Annotated in this window: 1 protein-coding gene and 2 riboswitches; the gene reads right to left on the bottom strand. The window is 44.7% G+C overall.

The features are described from left to right. Positions 1 to 266, bottom strand: a 266-nt coding sequence (locus AC1DRF_RS30645) for a (2Fe-2S) ferredoxin domain-containing protein (RefSeq protein WP_477742653.1), incomplete at its 3' end; no start/stop codon positions are given. A gap of 101 nt (positions 267 to 367) precedes the next feature. Then, positions 368 to 547, bottom strand: a riboswitch (cobalamin riboswitch). Between the two features lie 117 nt (positions 548 to 664). Beyond that, positions 665 to 769: riboswitch (cobalamin riboswitch) on the bottom strand. This riboswitch is flagged as partial in the annotation.

The following is a 769-nucleotide window of genomic DNA, read 5'->3' as shown; positions in this document are numbered from 1 at the left end:
GCTAAATGCTCTTCGACAATCCGGTGAGCCACGGTTTCAGTGACCTGCTTGTACCAATCTCCTGAAGGATAGACGATAGCTACAGGAGCATCTTTGCATCGTCCGTTACAGCGCGTACGCGTTGTATGAACCGTTTCATCCAAATCCAGTTCCGTCACTTTATTTCGAATAGCTTGTGTGGCTTCTTCTCCACCTTTTCTCATACAGCTGCTTCCATTACAAATCAATATGTGATGTTTTGTTCCGTTTAAGTTCCACGTCGTCACACTCATTCGCTCCTTTACTAAAAAAAGCGCCTCTATCAATGATAGAGGCGCAGAAAATTCAAACTAAGTTTTTGCACTTCCACCTATATCCCGTAGGGTAAGCTTCGCATTAGAAAAAGGCTGGTTTCCTGACTTCGATTCATCACTTGATTGCGCCTTCCCAAATACAGTGGCATATGCAATCAGCTCCTCTTCACAGTGGCGGGTACCGCGCTGGCTTCACACCAGACTTCCCATTTAACGCAATGTGAACATTGCGCACCTTTTTTGCACGATATGTAGTTTTTCGATACGAGAAAAACCCGCTTCGCTAATATGCGAGCGGGTAAAACGTCAGAATAAGAGTGTACACGAATGCCACTTTAAGCCAACGTTTCCTTCCCGCTCCCCGGAGAAATAGAAACTTCACAATAAAGACAGGTCTCCTGACTTGTGTATCATTCTACTTGAGAACCTTCCCGTGATTTTTTCACAGTGGTTATACTCGTTCGTCCACACTTACA

Source organism: Priestia sp. P5_B4, from assembly GCF_056400385.1.
This window is presented reverse-complemented; position numbering and strand designations above follow the sequence as displayed.